The organism is Pseudomonas bananamidigenes (assembly GCF_001679645.1).
Classification (GTDB): domain Bacteria; phylum Pseudomonadota; class Gammaproteobacteria; order Pseudomonadales; family Pseudomonadaceae; genus Aquipseudomonas; species Aquipseudomonas bananamidigenes.
The window spans coordinates 14,788-31,002 of sequence record NZ_LRUN01000057.1 but is presented as its reverse complement, the minus strand read 5'-3'; the positions used below and the strand labels follow the sequence as shown (position 1 = coordinate 31,002).

Sequence of the window (16,215 nt, the reverse complement as noted above, 5' to 3'; positions counted from 1 at the left end):
AAATCCGCAACAGAGGATTTTTCCTGACCATTGTGTCAGCGGCGTAGAATGCCGGGCCTTGCGCATCAACCCCTGTGGACGCTTTGCCTGTGAACTCCGTAACCGAACGCCCTGCCGCCGTGTCTCTCAACCGCCCTGCCCGGGTTCGCCTGGAGCTGAAGAATCTGCTCGGTCTGGCCCTGCCGATCATGATCGCGCAACTGGCGACCACCGCCATGGGCTTCGTCGATGCGGTGATGGCCGGCCGTGTCGGACCGAGGGATCTGGCGGCGGTCGCGTTGGGCAACTCGATCTGGGTCCCGGTGTTTCTGCTGATGACCGGCACCCTGCTGGCCACCACACCGAAAGTCGCCCAGCGTTTCGGCGCCGGCACTCACAGCGAAATCGGCCCGATCGTGCGTCAGGCCTTGTGGCTGGCTCTGGTGGTCGGACTGATGGCAACCACCCTGCTGCTCTGCGCCGAACCGGTTCTGCACCTGATGAAAGTCGATCCAGAACTGATCGGCCCGTGCATGCAGTACCTGCACGGCATCGCCAGCGGTCTGCCGGCCGTGGCCTTCTACCATGTGCTGCGCTGCACCAGTGACGGCCTGGGCCGCACCCGCCCGGCGATGGTCCTGGGCCTGTGCGGTCTGGCGCTGAACATCCCGCTGAACTACGTGTTCATTTACGGCCACTTCGGCGTGCCGGCCATGGGCGGCGTCGGTTGCGGCTGGGCCACGGCGATCGTGATGTGGGTAATGGCGCTGGGGCTGGCCGGATATGAACGCTGGGCGCCGGCCTACAAGTCGAGCGAACTGTTCAGCCGTTTCGACTGGCCGCAATGGGCGGTAATCAAACGCTTGCTGGCCATCGGTCTGCCGATTGGTATTGCGGTGTTTGCCGAGTCGAGCATCTTCGCCGTGATCGCGCTGCTGATCGGCAGCCTGGGCGCCACCGTGGTGGCCGGGCACCAGATCGCGCTCAACGTCAGCTCGCTGGTGTTCATGATTCCGTATTCGCTGGGCATGGCCGTGACCGTACGGGTCGGCCAGGCCCTGGGCCGTGAAGAACCTCGCGAAGCCCGTTTTGCGGCGGGTGTCGGCATGGGTACCGCCCTGGCCTACGCCTGCCTGTCGGCGAGCATGATGCTGCTGATGCGCGAACACATCGCAGCGATCTACACCGCGGATCCGATGGTGATTCACATCGCGGCGATGCTGATTGTGTACTCGGCGCTGTTCCAGTTCTCCGACGCAATCCAGGTGACCGCCGCCGGCGCCCTGCGCGGTTATCAGGACACGCGGGTGACGATGATCCTGACCCTGTTCGCCTATTGGGGCATTGGTCTGCCGGTGGGTTACGCCCTCGGCCTGACCGACTGGTTCGGCGAGCCACGCGGCCCGAGCGGTTTGTGGGAAGGCCTGATCGTCGGCCTGAGTTGCGCGGCGCTGATGCTCTCGATCCGCCTGACGCGCAGTGCGCGCAAACGCATTCGCATCAGTCATTCAGCAGGCTGATCAGTCAAAAAAAAGACCTGCAACTGCAGGTCTTTTTTTGCCTTGCGATCAACCGGACTTCTTGCGGATCCAGTACAGATAGGTCCCGGCCTCTTCGTGCTGCCCCACCAGTTCATGGTCGAGAAACACGCAGAACTTGGGGATGTCGCGGCGGGTCGACGGATCGGTGGCGATCACCTTCAGCAGGCCGCCGGGCGCCAGGTCACGGATGTGCTGGTGCAGCATCATCACCGGCTCCGGGCAGTTGAGGCCCGTGGCGTCGAGGGTGCCGTCGACCGGCGCATTGATCATTTCACTCATGATTCACTCCTGAAACTGGCCGGCATTGTCGCCCAATGCCGGGGGGTCGGTCACCTGTCGCGCGCTCAGCGGGCCTTGGCTTTCTTCACGTCATGGCGGCGCAAATGGCAGGTCACTTCCTCGCGGTCGTGGTACAGCTGCTTGCAGCCGATGTCGACCTTGATCCCGCGTGCCTTGAAACCATCGGCGATGCGTTCGAGCAGACGCTTCACTTCGGCGTAACGCTGCTTCATCGGCAATTTCAGGTTGACCACCGCTTCCCGGCAATGCCCCTCGCCGATCCACTCTTCGAGCATCGCCGCATTGCGTGCCGGCTTCTCGACGATGTCGCAGACCATCCAGTCCACCGGTTGCCTGGGTTTGAAGGTGAAACCGTCGGCCATCAAATGCTGGACCAGGCCGGTGTCCATCAGGCTTTCGGCCATCGGGCCGTTATCGATGGCAGTCACCAGCATGCCGCGATTGACCAGTTGCCAGGTCCAGCCGCCCGGCGCAGCGCCGAGGTCGACCCCGGTCATGTCGCTGTGCAGGCGTTCGTCCCATTGCTCCCGGGGGATGAAATGGTGCCAGGCTTCTTCGAGCTTCAACGTGGAACGACTGGGCGCCTCGCGCGGAAACTTCAGACGCGGAATGCCCATCGGCCACATCGCCGAGTTTCCGGCGTCGGCCAGACCGAGGAAGACTTCGCGGCCGCTCTTGAAGGTCAGCAGCAGACGCGGTTTGTTGGCGTCGTCCACCAGTTTGCCGGCAGCCGTCAGCGCCTTGCGCAGCGGGCCTTCGAACTTCTTGCAGAAGTTCGACAGTTCCTTGCCTTCGTTGGTGTCCACGACCTCCAGCCACAGGCTGCCGCACACCGGGAATTCGGCCATGTGCGCGAGGATCACGCTGATGCGGTCGGTTTCCGGCAGATCGATGAAAAATCCACGGGCCCACTGGCGCGGGAAGATCAGCTCGGCGAAACGCTGGCCACGCATCAGACGCTCGGCGCCGCCTTCTTCGGTGCAGACGAACTCGGCGCAAGCGGTCGCCGGTTTGGCCTTGGCGTAGCCGGCCACGTTCAGTCGGGCGGCGAGGTCGGAAATCTCCGAGCAGACTTCGCCTTCGAAGCCCGGCCGGCAATGCATGAATAGGGTGTTCATTCTTACTCCTGGGCAGAGGGCGATCATTCATCCCCTGCGCGATGTCCAGGCTTGCGTCAAAGCAAAGCCTGTCACGAAAACCGGCGCATGATAGCCGATGTCGGAACCTTGGTTCCTGTCATAGAGTCCAGTTATTAGCCAGCTACTGAAAACAGGGCTACGTTGATAGCTCTGCCCGTCCACTCAATCCGTAGCCGTGCGGATTCAAAGGAGTGATCGTAATGCCGTCCCTTGATAGCCTGAACACCCTTAAAACCCTGAAGATAGACGACAAGACCTACCACTACTTCAGCTTGCCGGATGCTGCCAAAAGCCTGGGCAATATCGACAAGCTGCCGATGTCGCTGAAAGTCCTGCTGGAAAACCTGCTGCGCTGGGAAGATGAAAAAACCGTCACCGGCGCCGACCTCAAGGCGCTGGCCACGTGGCTCAAGGAACGTCGCTCCGACCGGGAAATCCAGTACCGCCCTGCCCGGGTGCTGATGCAGGACTTTACCGGCGTACCGGCCGTGGTCGATCTGGCCGCCATGCGCGCCGCCATGGCCAAGGCCGGCGGCGATCCACAACGTATCAACCCGCTGTCGCCGGTGGATCTGGTGATCGACCACTCGGTGATGGTCGACAAGTTCGCCAGCGCCAGCGCGTTCGAACAGAACGTCGACATCGAAATGCAGCGCAACGGCGAACGCTATGCCTTCCTGCGCTGGGGCCAGAACGCCTTCGACAACTTCAGCGTGGTACCGCCGGGCACCGGGATCTGCCACCAGGTCAACCTTGAGTACCTCGGGCGCACGGTGTGGACCAAGGATGAAGACGGCCGCACTTACGCCTTTCCCGACACACTGGTCGGCACCGACTCCCACACCACCATGATCAATGGCCTCGGCGTACTTGGCTGGGGCGTCGGCGGTATCGAAGCGGAAGCGGCAATGCTCGGGCAACCGGTGTCGATGCTGATTCCCGAGGTGATCGGCTTCAAACTCACCGGCAAGCTCAAGGAAGGCATCACTGCCACCGACCTGGTGCTGACCGTGACCCAGATGCTGCGCAAGAAAGGCGTGGTCGGCAAATTCGTCGAATTCTACGGCGATGGCCTTGCCGACCTGCCACTGGCGGATCGCGCCACCATCGCCAACATGGCCCCGGAGTATGGCGCGACCTGTGGTTTCTTCCCGGTGGATGACGTGACGCTGGAGTACCTGCGCCTGTCCGGTCGCCCGACTGCAGCGGTGAAACTGGTCGAGGCTTACACCAAGGCCCAGGGATTGTGGCGCCTGCCTGGTCAGGAGCCGGTATTCACCGACAGCCTGGAGCTGGACATGGGCAGCGTCGAAGCCAGCCTCGCCGGGCCGAAACGCCCGCAGGACCGGGTTGCCCTAACGAATGTCGGCCAGGCATTCAGCGACTTCATGGACCTGCAATTCAAACCCACCAGCAAGGAAGAAGGACGCCTGGAAAGCGAGGGCGGCGGCGGTGTCGCCGTGGGCAATGCCGATCTGGTCGGAGAAACCGATTACGAGTATGACGGCCACACCTATCGCCTGAAAAACGGCGCCGTGGTGATTGCCGCGATCACGTCCTGCACCAACACCTCCAACCCGAGTGTGATGATGGCCGCCGGTCTTCTGGCAAAAAAAGCCGTGGAAAAAGGCCTGACCCGCAAACCCTGGGTGAAAAGCTCACTGGCACCGGGCTCCAAAGTCGTCACTGATTATTACAAGGCTGCCGGACTGACTCAGTACCTCGATCAACTCGGTTTTTCATTGGTGGGCTACGGCTGCACAACTTGCATCGGCAACTCCGGCCCGTTGCCGGAACCCATCGAGAAAGCCATCCAGAAAGCCGACCTGACCGTGGCGTCGGTACTGTCCGGCAACCGCAACTTCGAAGGCCGGGTGCATCCGCTGGTAAAAACCAACTGGCTGGCGTCGCCACCTCTGGTCGTTGCCTACGCCCTGGCTGGCACCGTGCGCACGGACATCAGCAGCGAACCGCTGGGTGAGGACAAGCAAGGCAATCCGGTCTTCCTGCGGGATATCTGGCCGAGCAGCAAGGAAATCGCCGACGCAGTAAATCAGGTCAACACGGCGATGTTCCATAAGGAATATGCCGAGGTGTTTGCCGGCGACGAACAGTGGCAGGCCATCGAAGTGCCGCAAGCCGCCACCTATGTCTGGCAGGATGACTCGACCTACATCCAGCACCCGCCGTTCTTCGATGACATCGCAGGTCCCCTGCCGGTGATCAGCGACGTGAAAGGTGCACGGGTGCTGGCACTGCTGGGCGATTCGGTGACCACTGACCACATTTCCCCCGCCGGCAACATCAAGGTCGACAGTCCGGCCGGGCGTTATTTGCGCGAGCAAGGTGTCGAGCCACGGGATTTCAACTCCTACGGCTCGCGCCGGGGCAACCACGAAGTGATGATGCGTGGCACCTTCGCCAACATCCGTATCCGTAATGAAATGCTCGGCGGCGAAGAAGGTGGCAACACGATCTACGTTCCAACCGGCGAAAAACTGGCGATCTACGACGCGGCCATGCGCTATCAGGCCTCGGGTACTCCGCTGGTGGTGATTGCCGGGCAGGAATACGGCACCGGCTCCAGCCGCGACTGGGCCGCCAAGGGCACCAATCTGTTGGGTGTGAAAGCGGTGATCGCCGAAAGCTTCGAGCGGATCCACCGCTCCAACCTGGTGGGCATGGGGGTGCTGCCGCTGCAGTTCAAGCTGGATCAGAACCGCAAGAGCCTGAACCTCACCGGCAAGGAAACCCTGGATATTCAAGGGTTGAGCGGAGTCGAACTGACACCACGGATGAACCTGACGCTGGTCATCACCCGGGAAGACGGGCGCCAGGAAAAAATTGAAGTGCTGTGCCGCATCGACACCTTGAACGAGGTGGAGTACTTCAAGTCCGGCGGGATCCTGCATTACGTGTTGCGGCAGTTGATCGCCTCGTAAAACCTGCAGATGCAGAAACACCGCCAGATCGGCGGTGTTTCTGTTTGGGCATGGCACTTTTCTGCGGACGAAAAAAAACCCGCCGAAGCGGGTTTTTCCCAAGACCATTATCGACTCCCTGTCGGCAGCGATCCTTGCATTGGTCGATCATCCATGATCCTGAAACACTCCCTGTGCTTCAGTTGATGTGGCTAGATTACGCTGTGGATCCAATCTGCAATAGTCGAAAAAGCTACCAGCGCGTGTAAGACATTCGCCATAGCGCCCCTTCCGAAAACCCTTAGACATGTCGGGCATGGAGTGCAGAAGCCGCCAGCGCTGCGACTTTCAGCTGTCCGGTGGCGGCTTCCTGCTCGTCATCCTCCATGAACCACGCGGCAGAAAGCCCGGCAAATGCCTGCACCCATTGCAGCAGGCGTTTTTGCTCGATTCCCGCTGCGTCGCAAATCACATCGACCTGCCGAGCAAAGCGCTCGGGATCGGTGACCGTTGGTAATTGCGGGTTGCAGATCAGGTTGGCGTAGTCATATCCACGCTCGCCCCGCACCCGCTTGGGATCGATGGCCAACCAGCCGCGCGCGCCGAAATCGAGAACGTTGTCGTGGTGCATGTCGCCATGCAGCACCACCACGTCCTGCGGATCGGTGAGCAAGGTCCGGGCGGTCCGCAGGCAATTCGAGTACGGGCCGCCGTATCGGGCCGCCGCCGTTCGCAACGAAGCGAACCAGGGTTCCAGTTCCACCAACGACGGAGGCGGCGTCGGTCGTGGGGCATGCAGCCTCGCGAGCGCCCTGCACAGGATCCGCGTGGCTTCATCGTCTTCGCCGTTAAGCGCCATGTGCATCAGCGATCGCGGGCCCATGGCACGCTCCAGCAACAAGCCTTCATCGTGATGAGCCAACACTCTGGCGGCGCCCTTGCCATCCCACCAGGTCATCAGCAGGTTGCCGTACCTTTCCTCGTCGTCCACCGCGATTTTCAGCATGGCCGGTGCAGCGCCCTGACGCACCGGCATCAGGCAGCTGCCCGGAGTCATGATCGGCTCGCCGTCCGGCGTCAGCGCCCAGCGTTCCAGCCACGGCGTGAACAGGTCGTGATCATCCACCTTCATGCTCGCGGGCCCTTTCGGTCTCGGCGAGAAAGTGTTCGAGCCGGCTCAATTGCTCTTCCCAGCCACGGCTGTCCATGTAGTACGCCTCTTTCTGACGCACATCGGGAATGTGCGCGAAACCGGACTCGGAAACCTTCAGCAGTGTGCCGTTCTCGAAGTCCTGCAGTTCGAATTTGACCAGCGTGGTCGGTTCCTGGGAGTAATCGATTTTCGGGTTCACGGCATAGGGATGCCAGCGGAAGGAAAACAGCTGCTGGGGCTCGACCCGTTCCACCAGCACGTTCCAGAGCACATGTTCATAACCGGGGTAGGTGACCTGCCCCTGCGTCCATTCACCCGCAATAAACCGCCGCCCTTCCAGGGCCACGCCAAACCACTGGCCAAACGCCTCGGCATCGACCAGCACGCGCCACACATGGGAACGCGGCGACCGGAGTATGATTTTACGTTCAAAGCTGTTGGGTACTGGTTTCATACGTCACCTCCTGTTTTGAACAGTAGGCTTGTATGACCACATGTCCAATGCGAAGTTGTATCAATCCAGTGCAGCCGCCGGACATGGCGGAAATATCCAGCGGTATTTTACTCGACGGTTCGTCAGAGTCAGGATGAATGATCACCCCGAACCTGATAACACTTGCCTCATTCAGCACGCTCACAAGGACGTCATCATGCAACTCTCCCTCCCCGAACGCTACCAGGGTGCCCTGCTTGGTCTGGCCTGTGGCGACGCAGTGGGAACCACCGTCGAATTTCAGCCCCGCGGCGCCTTCCAGCCTTTGACCGACATGGTCGGGGGCGGCCCCTTTCAACTGAAAGCCGGTCAATGGACCGACGATACCTCGATGGCGTTGTGTCTGGCAGAAAGTCTGCTGAACAGGAACACATTCGATGCCGGCGACCAGATGGGTCGTTACCTGAACTGGTGGAAATGGGGTTATCTGAGTTCGACCGGCGATTGTTTCGATATAGGTACGACCGTGCGTCAGGCGCTGGATCGCTATCAGCACTCAGGGGATCCGTTTGCCGGTTCCACTGATCCCTGCAGTGCCGGTAATGGCTCGTTGATGCGTCTGGCGCCCGTGGTGCTGTTTTATTTTCCCGATGCCCGGCGTATCAGGCGATTCGCCGCCGACAGTTCCCGCACCACGCACGCCGCGCCCGAGGCGGTCGAATGCTGCCAGCTGTTTGCCGAGCTGCTCGGCAAAGCCCTGGAAGGTGCTTCGAAAGCTGAACTGGGCAGCCTGCCGACAACCTTCAGCCAGCCCAAGGTAGCAGCGATTGCCCGGGGCGATTATCTGAACAAGTCTGAAAGGGAGATTCGCGGTAGCGGCTACAGTGTCGAATCCCTGGAAGCCGCGTTATGGTGCTTCCAGAACACCGACAGTTTTGCCGCAGCCGTCCTGCGAGCGGCGAATCTGGGCGATGACGCGGACACCACTGCCGCCATCGTCGGCCAGTTGGCCGGCGCCCATTATGGGGTACAGGAAATCCCGTCCGGGTGGTTGGAAAAGCTGCACGACGGGGCAGAAATCGCGGCGATTGCCGAACGGCTGCTGAGTGCTTCAAGGCGTCACGAGCCTTGTTAGCGCCACAAAGCCGCTAAACTGCCCGTCATCTTTATTTAACACAGCGAGATACGCCATGCCCCCACGCCTGCTCCTGGCCCTGACGTCCTTTCTTTTCACTCCCTTTGCCCACGCTGCCGTGGACTGCGCCAATGCCAGCGATCAATCGACGATGAATCAGTGTGCGGGACAGGAGTACAAGGCGGCCGACAAGGAATTGAATGCGGTGTATCAGCAGATCACCACGCGTTTGAAGGGCAACGCCGAAAGCAAGAAGCTGCTGGTCAGCGCGCAACGGGCCTGGATCGGGTTTCGTGATGCCGAGTGCACATTTTCAGCGTCCGGAGTGGCAGGCGGGAGTGTATATCCGCTGATTTACAGCAACTGCCTGACATCAGTGACCAAGGTCCGTACCGAGGCCCTGAAGCAGTATCTGAAGTGTGAGGAAGGTGACTTGAGTTGCCCGGTGCCCGGGGCCTGATTTTTTGCAGAGTTTTCAAGAGTCCCTTCGCGAGCAGGCTCGCTCCCACATTTGAAATGCGGTTCAAACCTGCTCGCGATGGTGTCATCCCTGACGCCACAAGTTACCTAACAAAAACCTGCGCCGTGGTAATCGCCATATCCCCGCCCGGCAACTTGATGCGGCCGGTCTGCTTCATGGTCTCGGCATCGAAGATCGCCACGTCGTTGAAGGTCCCGGCCAGGTAAATCCTGCTGCCATCCTTGTTGAAGGAAATGCAGTAGTAGGAATGATCCAGATTGGCCGCCTGGATCAGTTTCTTCTGTTTGATGTCGTACTTGGCCAGACGATTGAGCACGCCGAACATCAGGTTCGGGTCCTTCGGCGAGCGCATGCCGCTGAAGTAGATCTCGGTCAGCGGGCCGAAGTCCGTGGTTTCGGTCTTGCCGGTTTTCAGGTCGACGCTGAACAAGCCGTACAGGTATTCAGCGCTGGCCGGATCCTGCTTCTTGTCCTTGAACTTCGCGGCCGTGTACAGCAGCGAAAAATCATGACGGTAGGTCTGCTGGTTCCACACGTAAAGCACATCCGGCGCGCTGTAGTTCGGGCGTTTCCAGTGACGGCTTGGGATCAGCACGTCGAACTTGCCGCTTTTCACATCGACTTTGTAGACATCGGCGCCCGCCACATAGAGCGTGCCGTCATCGCCGCTTTGCATGATCGTCAACTGCCGGGGGGCCGGGAAACTGCGCACCGGTCTGGCGTTCATTCCGGCGTCGGTGGCGTAGACGTCCAGACGTGGCTGTTTCACCTCGTAGTGATCGTTGAGCATCAGCGTCGGGTTGGCGATGGTGTACAGCTCCCTGCCGTCATGGCTGACGGTGAAGGCAAACATCGATCGCGCCTTCTCGCCGGGCTGCTGGGTGATGCTGGCGTGGAAGACCCGTTTGCAGCTGTCCAGCTCGACACCATAAACATCGGCGTAATGGTTGTTGAGCACGTATGCGGTCTTGCGATCCGGCGACAACTGCACGGTGCCCGGACCGAAGGCGTCAGGCATCTTGCAGGTCTTGTACAAGCTGTCGGTCGACAGGTCGATCACGTGCAGGTTGTTCGAGTAATTGGTGGTCAACATGTACTCGTGACCGTCTTGCAACGCGGTATTTTCATCGGCCAGAACCGGAAGCGAACAGGTGCTCAGAACCACGAGTGCGGCAAAACCGCAGGCTTTGTTGAGGCTAGGCATGCTGGAATCCTTTTTCTTGTCCGGGAAGGTCACTTGTCTTTCGGGAAGACAGTGCCGAGGTTGCGCCAGTTGTCATTGGACGCCTGGGCATCCTTGTTCCAGTCCGGGTAGGTGCTCATCATGTCGGGCACCTGGGCCGGCCACCAGCAAGGGTCGGAGCAGCCGTACAAGTCAGCCTCCATCGGCTGGCACAGCGATGACACGCCGCCGAACGCATCGATTTCCCAGCCCGGGTCGGTGGTCGAGGCACAGCCGGCGACCGAACTCATCGCCACCACTTCCTCGATGCGGTTTTCATCCGCGGCCTGATCCAGCTTCAACGCTTTGTTATTGATTGCCTTGAGATGTTTCATATCAGTGAGCCTTGCGCGGAGTGATATAGCGGCTGATGAACGCAGGGTTGACGGCCATGATCCGGGTATAGACCTCGATGCCGAAGTCGACCCAGTCACGCATCAGTTCGCAATAGTGGTATGTCGGATGGGCGGGGTCGCCGTAGCGGGCGTAGCTCTCGTGGTAGCAGCCGCCGGAACACAGGTTGCGGATCCGGCAGTCATGACAACCAGTGTCGGTGCGATCCAGGCGTTGGGACAGGAAATCGTTCAGCTCGACCTGTTTTACCCCGCTGTGGACGTTGCCAAAGGTCGGCAGCGAAGAGCCGGTAAAGCGGTGGCACAGGTTCAGTTCACCTTTGTGATCCACCGCCAGCATCTTCAGCCCGGCTCCGCATGGCAGGGCTTTTTTGTGACCTTCGTGGATGTCGGTGATCAATTGGTGCAGGTTGGAGAACCCGATGTTGCGGTGCTCCAGCGCTGCTTCCAGATAACGCCGGCCGAGGCGCTTCATACTGGCGAACACTTCGATCAACTCATCGTTGGTCAGGTTGAAGCTGCTGATATCGCCGGACGTCACCGGGGCAAATCCGACCTCGGCAAACCCCAACTCGTTGAACAGGTGATCCCAGATGGTTTCGACGTCGGTGACACCGGTGGTCAGGGTCACCCGCGCCCCCACCGGGCGGCTGTCGTAACGCGACAGCAGCATCTGGGCCTTGCGCCGTACCACGTCATAGGTCCCCTGCCCGCCGACGGTGATACGGTTGCGGTCGTGCACGGTTTTCGGCCCGTCGATGCTCACTGACAGCCCGAAGCGGTGGGTATTCAGATAGTCCACGGTCTCTTCGGTGAGCAGCGTGGCGTTGGTGGTCATCACGAACTCGACGAACTTGCCGGCCTCGGCAAAACGCTTCTCGCAGTAATCGACCATGTATTCGATCAGCTTGCGATTGCTCAGCGGTTCACCGCCAAAAAACACCACGGTGTAACGCTCTTCATCGGGAGATTCACGCAGCAGCATTTCCACCGACGCGATGGCGGTTTCGACGTCCATCTTCTTGCCGGCGGATGGCTTGTCGAGGTCCTCCTTGTAGCAGTAGGTGCAGCTCAGGTTGCAGCCGGTGTTGACGTTGAGCACCACGGTATTGATCGCGGTGCGCTCGACGCGCTTGACCGAGATGTCCGGGGTCAGCGGCGAGCCGTCGCTGACCAGTTCGAGCGAGATCAGTTCGCTCAGGGTCTCGTTGATTTCCTCGCCGTTGAACCGTGCACCGAGGCGCTGGATCAGTTCTTCCGAGGAACAGCCGGAGCCGCGCAACGCATCGATGATGGTGCCGGTCAGTTCATCGCTGGCGAACAGCGAACTGCTGGGGATATGGAACAGCATGCGGTCGGCATCGACATGCACTTCGTGCAGGTTGCGTTCGACCAGATTCAAGATAGCGCCCATTGCAAACCTCCTGTGCAAGCCCCGCCTGGCGGGACTTGCGGTCATTCCGAAAAGTGTCTGAAACGCTTTGGTTCAGCCCAACTCACGTTTCAACATCAGGGAATGGGTGGATTGTTCCAGCGTTGCACGGTGACGATCAGGTGGCCTTCGCCGGTCAGGGATTTCCCTGCATCGTCGACAGCGGCGATCACCTTGAGGTTGCCGGCATTGTTGGTGGACATCTTGCGGGCCGGATTCGGCCCGGCATCGCCCGGGGTAAATACACCGGCGTCGGCCTGCATGGTGCCGGCGAACCTGACGTCTTCGTCCTCTTTGGCGCGCTCGTCAAAAGCTTCGACCTTCCATTGCGCCGGGAATACACCAATGCGATACGGCTTGCCATCGGCGCCCTTGCCCCAGGCTTCGGCATCGAAACGGCCCTGGACTTTCGGCGTCGAACCGCCGCCTTCACCGATCCGTGCCACCGAGAATTCCGGCACCACTTTGACCGAGGCAATCTTGCTGTATACCGAGAGGCTCGGGCCTTTCAGGCTGCCGACACTGACCGCACGCAGACCCGGTTGGGCATTGGCTGCCGCCTTGACTTTGACCTTGATCCGCTCGGCGTTCTGCTCGACCACTTCGACCACATCCACGCCTTTGCCGAAGTCAGGCTTGCCGCTCAAACCGCTTCCGATCAGGGTCACTTCGGTTTCGCTGCCGGCCTTCACGTAACCCGGCTGCACCGCCAGCAATCGTCGGGAGCCCTGTTTGGCAGCGATAAAGTCAAGACCGCGCTCATCGTGTTCGGCCTCGAACATCCGGCCCTGCATGGCGTTGCCTTGGGCGGCGAACACCTGACGCATGGTCACGCCACCAAAGGTGACGTTGCCGCGCCATTCGTAGCCGCTGTAGAGAATCGCACTGCCATCGCCGTTGAACGGACTGCCATCGGCATACTGACCTTTGACGGCGACCTTGAAGGTGTCGCTGCCATCGGCGGTGACGCTCATGATGCCGGCCAGTTCACCCTTGCCCGGCAGGTGACCGCTGAAGCTCCAGTCGCCGACCAGAGCTTCGGCTTTCGGCGCGGCTTTGACCCAGGCCTGCCACGCCGGGTTGTCCAGCGGATAACGCCTGGCCAGCAGCGGGACCATTTCCTGGCGGGCGATATCGAACCAGTCACGGTCACGGGCCAGCGCCTGGTACTCCAGCGACGGCCATTGGCCGAGGTGGAAGTTCACCAGGCGCTCCCATTCCTGAGCCGGACGCCGTTGCAGGGCGATGCGTGCACCGGAGTGGCAGCGGCCGCACATTTGCGCGGTTTTCTCGTCGAACTGCTCGACGGTGTTCAGCCGTCGCTCCAGCGCATAACGCACGCCATCGGTTTCGCTTGGCGCCAGGCCCTGGGTGTCGGCCAGGTATTTGACCAGCGTGCGGAGGTCTTCATCGCTGATCTGCAAACCGTGCATGGTCTGCATACGGGCGATACTCATCAGCCAGCCTTCCGGGGTCTTGCGCTGGTGGCTGATGCGGCTCAGTTTTTCCCCCGCTTCAGGCGTGTGACAGCCCTGGCAGGTTTCCTTGAGGATGGTCCGGGCCTCACGGGCCGCCAGGCTGTCGGGGGAATGCAGGGCTACGCAAGCGGCTACGGCCAGCAGGCTGGCGCTCATGCCTGATCGGAGTTTTCTTTTCATCAACGTCGAACCTCGCACGGTGCTTTCTTATTTTTGTGGCTTATCGTTTTTATGGTTTCTGCCGTTCGCGGCGATACACGGACGGAGGCAAGCGAAACGTCTGCCGTGAGCAATACACGGAGCGTGCCAGCTTGCCGATAAGCTTTTCTATCAAGCAGTTACGCACTCATCACGGTGTCGCGCCAATCTTTGCGTGACCTCCCGGCGTCCAATTTCGCGACAGCTGTTGCAGTCTGAGACAAGCACAGTGCAGCGCCAAAAGCCCGGTCGCCGACGACTGGCCGTCCGATATCAAAGTGCCTGCTACGCTTGCTGTTCGCACACTCCGTGCGTCACGCCTCTAACCACCGAAAACCTGAGGAATGGAATCATGGGATCACATGGACAGGGTCAAGGCTGCACCCATTGCGGCTGCGAAAACCCGGTATGGAATACGCTCCGGCATACCGTCGACCTCAAAGCCTTCGCAGGCAAGGTCGCCGGCCAGTTACCGGAACCCGGCAGCGAATCATTGATCTTCACCGGCGGCACGATCTATCCGTTGAAAAACGGCAACATGGACGAACAGGTCGAAGCGCTGGGCATCCATGGAGGCGACGTGGTCGCTTCCGGCACTCTGGCCCATGTGCAGGAGCGCATGAAGGCCCGGGGTATCAAATACACCACGCAATCACTGGGCGGCAGAACTCTGTTGCCGGGCCTGATCGAGCCGCATATGCACATCGTGCAATCCTGCGTCATGGATGGCTGGGTGAACCTTGGCCCAATCGACGAACACACGCAGAAGCTGACGCCCCGCTATAACTGGAACACGCTAAAGGGCCTCCTCCAGGCAAGTCAGCCAAAGGACAAGAAGCAGTGGATCCTCGGGCGCATGGTCGATCCGGCGCTGATGCCGTTCACTGTGGTACCGGGCGGCAAGAACACGCTGACCCACTTCTACTGCGACAGCAAGTTCGACCCGAAGGCTGACAACACCGGCAACCTCGACAGCATTGTCAGCGATAACCCGCTGCTGATGATCAGCGCTTCGATGCACACCGTTTATCTGAACACGGCTGCCTGCAACGCTGTGTATTACCACGACAACGCCGCCAGTCAAAAGCTGCGGGACGAATACAAAAGCTTCGACATTTTTCTGGAAAAGACCAAGGGCAATCTTCAGGAAGAGGCTGGCATCACGCCTGCCCTGCTGTCGATACCGCTGGCGCAGGCGCTGGATGTGGTGAATATCTTCAAGTACATGAAAAGGTACTTCGAGACTGCCTCCAGCCGTGGCATCACCTTGCTGTATGACGCCATGGTCGACCCCGTGTCCAAGGCAATACTGGAAGCCTACGGCCTGACCCATCCGCGCAACGTTCGCGTCGGTTACGCGGCAGCCTGCAACGGTGTGGACTTCAGCAAGATCGAACCCTACAAACCCGTGACCAAAGAAGCGGCCCGGCTGTTTTATCAAGGCTCGGTGAAACTGATTTCCGATGGTTCGAACCAGGGGCTGACGGGCTATCAGGTCGATCCGTATTGCTGCGAAACCGATCGTCCCTACGGAAACTTCAACTTCTGTGAGCCGGGTGAGGATCACAAGGATCCGAAGACGCTGCCCGAGACTTATCAGAAGACATTGACCAATGCGGTCGCCACTGGCTGGCCGCTGATGATCCACGCTAACGGTGACCGGGCCATCGAGTTCACGCTACAGGCCTACAAAACCGCATTAAAGGGTCAGAGCGGGCTGGAAAAACGCCACCGCATCGAACACTGCTCGATGCTGAACGACAAGACCCTCGACCAACTGAAAGATCTGGGCATCTCTCCCAGCTTTCTGATCGGTCATGTCGGTTATTGGGGTTACGTGTTCGAACAGGCCATTTTCGAGGAAAAAGCCACCGACATGCTCGACCTGTGCCAGGACGCTCTGGGCAGAGGCCTGCGCATTTCGCTGCACAGCGATTGCACGGTCACCCCGCTCGGCCCGTTGCGCTCCATGGAACAGGCCGTGACCCGCAAAATGGAAGGTGTACGCAATGAGGACGGTACTTTTGTCAAAGAGGCAGTCCGACAACCGGTACTCAACGAAGGCCAGTGCCTGACCCGCCAGCAGGCGCTGAAAGCCATCACCTATGACGCTGCATGGCAGTGCCATGCCGATGCGTTTACCGGCTCGCTGCAGGATGGGCATTTCGCCGACTTCGTGATTCTCGAGAAAAACCCGCTCGACGAAAAAGTCCCGGCCTCCGACATCCGCGACATCAAGGTCTGCGAAACCTGGAAAGGTGGGCACAAGGTGTACACCAACTCTCTATCCTGACCGATAACGCCCGATCACCCGGCTATCTGGCCGGATGGTCGGGCTCGATCAGCCGCAGGGCCCGATCTAGCGAACGGAATTGTCCGGGTGAACCTTGTAACGCCCACAACTCTCGCAAACCATCGAGCATTCACAGTGTCCGCCAGCCTTGGCTGCC

General features: G+C 60.1%; 13 protein-coding genes. 5 read left to right on the top strand and 8 right to left on the bottom strand.

From position 1 onward, the window contains the following. Positions 1-89: 89 nt before the first annotated feature. Positions 90-1,499 (top strand): MATE family efflux transporter, encoded by a 1,410-nt coding sequence (locus BBF94_RS19940; protein WP_065260692.1) that lies wholly within the window; start codon positions 90-92, stop codon positions 1,497-1,499. A 48-nt stretch (positions 1,500-1,547) separates the two neighbouring features. Here BBF94_RS19940 and tusA read toward each other — a convergent pair whose 3' ends face one another. Together tusA and rlmM are read right to left on the bottom strand one after the other, a co-directional pair. Continuing rightward, a complete protein-coding gene (gene tusA / locus BBF94_RS19935) occupies positions 1,548-1,799 on the bottom strand; it encodes a sulfurtransferase TusA (RefSeq protein WP_065260691.1) in 252 nt (83 codons plus the stop codon). Positions 1,800-1,864: 65 nt separating this feature from the next. After that, positions 1,865-2,938, bottom strand: coding sequence for a 23S rRNA (cytidine(2498)-2'-O)-methyltransferase RlmM (gene rlmM / locus BBF94_RS19930; protein WP_065260690.1), 1,074 nt, complete (start codon positions 2,936-2,938; stop codon positions 1,865-1,867). A gap of 221 nt (positions 2,939-3,159) precedes the next feature. On the opposite strand from rlmM, the gene acnA reads away from it, so the two are divergent. Further along, the gene (gene acnA, locus BBF94_RS19925) at positions 3,160-5,901 is read left to right on the top strand and encodes an aconitate hydratase AcnA (protein ID WP_065260689.1); all 2,742 of its coding nucleotides are present in this window, start codon (positions 3,160-3,162) and stop codon (positions 5,899-5,901) included. A gap of 280 nt (positions 5,902-6,181) precedes the next feature. Here acnA and BBF94_RS19920 read toward each other — a convergent pair whose 3' ends face one another. Continuing rightward, a complete protein-coding gene (locus BBF94_RS19920) occupies positions 6,182-7,012 on the bottom strand; it encodes an aminoglycoside phosphotransferase family protein (protein ID WP_404820962.1) in 831 nt (276 codons plus the stop codon). Beyond that, complete coding sequence (locus BBF94_RS19915; protein WP_065260688.1) at positions 6,999-7,487, bottom strand: SRPBCC family protein; 489 nt, start codon at positions 7,485-7,487, stop codon at positions 6,999-7,001. Before BBF94_RS19915 ends, BBF94_RS19920 begins: the two co-directional genes overlap by 14 nt. 196 nt (positions 7,488-7,683) lie before the next feature. Here BBF94_RS19915 and BBF94_RS19910 point away from each other — a divergent pair, with 196 nt between their 5' ends. Then, positions 7,684-8,601, top strand: a complete 918-nt coding sequence (locus BBF94_RS19910) for an ADP-ribosylglycohydrolase family protein (protein WP_065260687.1) — start codon at positions 7,684-7,686, stop codon at positions 8,599-8,601. 55 nt (positions 8,602-8,656) lie between these two features. Next, on the top strand, positions 8,657-9,061 hold the full coding sequence (locus BBF94_RS19905) for a lysozyme inhibitor LprI family protein (protein WP_065260686.1): 405 nt from the start codon (positions 8,657-8,659) through the stop codon (positions 9,059-9,061). 103 nt (positions 9,062-9,164) lie between these two features. Here the strand turns inward: BBF94_RS19905 and peaD are convergent, their stop codons facing one another. The 4 genes from peaD to peaA form a co-directional block, all read right to left on the bottom strand. Continuing rightward, positions 9,165-10,286, bottom strand: coding sequence for a quinohemoprotein amine dehydrogenase subunit beta (gene peaD / locus BBF94_RS19900; RefSeq protein ID WP_065260685.1), 1,122 nt, complete (start codon positions 10,284-10,286; stop codon positions 9,165-9,167). 29 nt (positions 10,287-10,315) lie between these two features. Continuing rightward, positions 10,316-10,639, bottom strand: a complete 324-nt coding sequence (qhpC, locus tag BBF94_RS19895) for a quinohemoprotein amine dehydrogenase subunit gamma (RefSeq protein WP_008016081.1) — start codon at positions 10,637-10,639, stop codon at positions 10,316-10,318. A 1-nt stretch (position 10,640) separates the two neighbouring features. Next, positions 10,641-12,071, bottom strand: coding sequence for a quinohemoprotein amine dehydrogenase maturation protein (gene peaB, locus BBF94_RS19890; protein WP_065260684.1), 1,431 nt, complete (start codon positions 12,069-12,071; stop codon positions 10,641-10,643). 95 nt (positions 12,072-12,166) lie between these two features. Then, positions 12,167-13,747: a quinohemoprotein amine dehydrogenase subunit alpha gene (gene peaA / locus BBF94_RS19885; RefSeq protein ID WP_065260683.1), complete on the bottom strand. Its 1,581-nt coding sequence runs from the start codon at positions 13,745-13,747 to the stop codon at positions 12,167-12,169. A gap of 370 nt (positions 13,748-14,117) precedes the next feature. Here peaA and BBF94_RS19880 point away from each other — a divergent pair, with 370 nt between their 5' ends. Then, positions 14,118-16,058, top strand: coding sequence for an amidohydrolase (locus tag BBF94_RS19880; protein WP_065260682.1), 1,941 nt, complete (start codon positions 14,118-14,120; stop codon positions 16,056-16,058). The last annotated feature ends 157 nt before the right edge of the window (positions 16,059-16,215 follow it).